Source organism: Sporomusa sp. (assembly GCF_057736855.1).
The window spans coordinates 1-3,203 of the sequence record NZ_JBYKYF010000325.1 but is presented as its reverse complement, the minus strand read 5'-3'; the positions used below and the strand labels follow the sequence as shown (position 1 = coordinate 3,203).

Here is a 3,203-nt window from a genome sequence, read left to right as displayed (position 1 = left end):
GCCCGACGGACTTTGGCAGCATGTACCAGATAACCACCAATCTTGGCAGCTGCTTCGACAATCCCGACAACCTTAACACCTGCTTGCAACAGTTGATATGCTACAATTAGTCCGATATTGCCTGAGCCTACTATCAAAAAGCGTTTACCTGGCAAAACTCCATGGACATTCATAAGGGTTTGAACCGCACCTGCTCCGGTAATACCTGGTAAGTCGTTTCCTGGAAAAGCCAATGTTTTTTCAGCCGCACCAGTAGCGACAATGATTTTTTTGGCTTTCACCGTAACGAATGTACCCATATGTTTAACTGTCAATACACCGTCATCCGGATAGTATCCGAGCACAATACTGTTGTTCCAGGCAGTTACATTAGGTAATGCCAGTGCTTCGCTAACCAGAAATTTTGCAATTTCGATCCCCCGCTCACCGGCAAACTCGCTTTTAGAACCAAAAAACTTATGGGTTTGCTTAATAAGCTGGCCCCCAAACTGTTCGGCCCGTTCGATGAGCAGCACACTGGCCCCCGCTTTTCCAGCATGAATGGCTGCCATAAGTCCAGCAGGGCCGGCGCCAACGATGGCAATATCTATATCCATTGCAGTTTCCCTCTTCCTGCTTGGGTTTCAACACTCATTCCTTGTCGCAACGGCTCAACACATATCCGTACATTGGGAATTCCGTCAACTGTCATTAAGCAGGATGAACAGTTACCAATTGCACAGAACAGTCCACGTGGCCGTTGGAGTTTGTGACTATGTCCAAATATCTTGATACCAGCAGCGTATAAAGCAGCAGCAATTGGTTCACCGGCATATCCTTCTAGTGGCTGATTGTTAAAAGTAAATTGCACTTTATCTTTTTTGGAAAATTGTAATATTGGATGATTGATAATCCTCATACCCACACCTCCTTACTTCTTGCTGTTGCAATTTATGTGCCAACGTAAGAAACACAAAAAATAATTGCCGCAATGCACTTTGCTCACCCACATAATTAGCACAAATTAACCTTTCTTGCATAGTGAATGAGCAACCGTGTACAGCAATCTTATACTTTGAGGTGTCATTTTTTTGACGCGGCCGTCAAAAGACTGACGCCACCTGTCATCAGATTTAGCTGCTGCATTTTATAATATAGTGTACTTCGGGGAATACCTAGTTTTTTGGCGGCAGCAGCCTTGTTAAAATTATTTTCCTGTAGAGCTTGCTCGATAAGGGCCCGCTCAAGTGTCATCAGTTCTGAAAGCGTTGTAACGGTAATTGGAGAGTTCGAGCAAACTAGTTCATTTTGAGACTTGCTGGCCTTAATATTCGCAGGCAAATAGTCTGATGTCAGTATATCGCCATCAGCGAGTATAACCATCCTTTCCAAAACATTATTAAGTTCTCTGACATTACCAGGCCAATCATATTCTAACAATGCCACCATTAGGTCTGGTTCCACTTTACTGTTACCAACGGCAGGATTGTGAATTCTGGAAAAATGTTTCAGTCCCCGATATACTAACTCCGGAATATCCTCGCGTCTATCGCGAAGCGGCGGTAAGTGTATGGTTACGACATTGAGCCGGTAATATAAGTCCTCCCGAAACTCACCGCGGTCAATCATTTTTTCCAATTCTCGGTGAGTCGCAGCAATAATCCGTACATCGACCTGAATAGGAGTATCACCGCCCACTCGGTAAAATTTTTTCTCCTGAAGAACTCTTAGTAATTTTACTTGCATTTCTCGCGGCATTTCTCCAATTTCGTCAAGAAAAAGTGTACCGCCATTAGCCAGCTCAAAAAGCCCGGGTTTGCCTCGGCGATCAGCACCAGTAAACGCACCTGATTGATAACCAAACAATTCACTTTCAATTAGATTCGCTGGAATAGCGCCGCAATTAATTGCAATAAACCGACCTTTACGGTTACTGGCAGTATGAATTGCCCGAGCAAAAATTTCTTTTCCCGTACCACTTTCTCCGCGGAGCAAAATCGGCGCAGTAGTAGCTGCCACCCGTCTTGCCATACTCACAGCAGCAATTATGGCCGGACTATGACCGCAAATAGCGGCAAAGGCATCGGCATTGGCGCTAATTTCATCAATTTCTTTTTCCAGCGACTCCACCTTACGACTGGTACGCGTAAGTTCCTGATTAAGGTTTACAATTTCGGTAATATCCCGTTCAGCGCACACACCGCCGACAACCTGATAGTTCATAATAATTGGTGCTGCATTAATAAGTACATGAGTTTTTAAACAAGGATTATGATACTGATCTTTAATTGTAACACGCTCGGCCGCAGCTTTTTTCACCAATAGATTTGAAAAATAATGATCAATCGCCTTTCCTATAATTTCTTCAGCTTGAATACCGTACAATTTTTCGGCGCCCTTATTCCAAATAACCACTCGATTATCCTGGTCAATTACACAGACTGACTCACCTACAGTATCTAAGATGGCCTCCATTTGCGATTGCAGCAATTTGTGTCGGGAAAACAGCGCGGCAAACAATAGCTCCGGGGTGCTGAAAGCTATAATTCGGCCAGCAGCTTCGAATAAAACAGTATCTTTTATAAGTTCAACCGGGAAACTCTCTAATCGCTCTGATAACATACTTGCCGGTTGTATAACAGCGTCAAAACTAGCAAGTTGCCAAGCCCATGTCCCAGGGCAATGTAGGTGATCTGCAGTAATATAACCCCATTTTCCTTCGTTTTCTATAATGGCTACCGTTTCTTTATTTCTAATATAAGCGGCAGCAACTGCTGCCTCTATATCAGGCTCTAGAACCACCAGCTTGGTAATAACAATATCTCTTAAACACAATTGCTGCATGACGATACTCTCCCCCCTTATAAAAAAAAACGCCGTCCCTCTAATACAAGAAGAACAGCGTCTTTGCTGGTGTCAATTATTTGACATTTATTTTTATTATAACTAACCCTTGTAACAAAAATCAAGAACATTGATCTCTCACATATAGACAAATAATTACAATATCATTACAGTGCAATAACAGCACCAATTCGTCCGGTACGCCCACGTTCAGCGCGGTGAGAAAAAAATACGGGAGTATTTTCAGCAGTACAAATACCACTTATTGTAATATTACTGTCAGGTACACCTATCTCCAGCAGTTGCTGGCGGTTAGCTTCCCACAAATTAAGTTGCCAACGATCGGCACTCGGCGTCACCAACTCTTCCCACCGATTAAA

At 43.3% G+C, this 3,203-nt stretch carries 4 protein-coding genes; all 4 read right to left on the bottom strand.

Features of this window, described 5'->3' with window-relative positions; genetic code table 11:
• On the bottom strand, positions 1 to 596 hold a 596-nt coding region (locus tag AC29Z1_RS15555), incomplete at its 3' end, for an NAD(P)/FAD-dependent oxidoreductase (RefSeq protein ID WP_488272367.1).
• On the bottom strand, positions 587 to 898 hold the full coding sequence (locus AC29Z1_RS15550) for a (2Fe-2S)-binding protein (protein WP_488272366.1): 312 nt from the start codon (positions 896 to 898) through the stop codon (positions 587 to 589). The genes AC29Z1_RS15555 and AC29Z1_RS15550, both read right to left, overlap by 10 nt.
• 164 nt (positions 899 to 1,062) lie before the next feature.
• Entirely contained in the window at positions 1,063 to 2,823 is a 1,761-nt protein-coding gene (locus tag AC29Z1_RS15545; RefSeq protein ID WP_488272365.1) for a sigma-54 interaction domain-containing protein, read from the bottom strand.
• A 167-nt stretch (positions 2,824 to 2,990) separates the two neighbouring features.
• Positions 2,991 to 3,203 (bottom strand): laccase domain-containing protein (locus AC29Z1_RS15540; protein WP_488272364.1); only part of this gene is annotated, 213 nt, incomplete at its 5' end.

Excerpts from the sequence above, each read along its gene's own strand:
- AC29Z1_RS15545 (WP_488272365.1), bottom strand. The coding sequence starts at position 2,823 with ATGCAGCAATTGTGTTTAAGAGATATTGTTATTACCAAGCTGGTGGTT.
- AC29Z1_RS15550 (WP_488272366.1), bottom strand. The coding sequence starts at position 898 with ATGAGGATTATCAATCATCCAATATTACAATTTTCCAAAAAAGATAAA.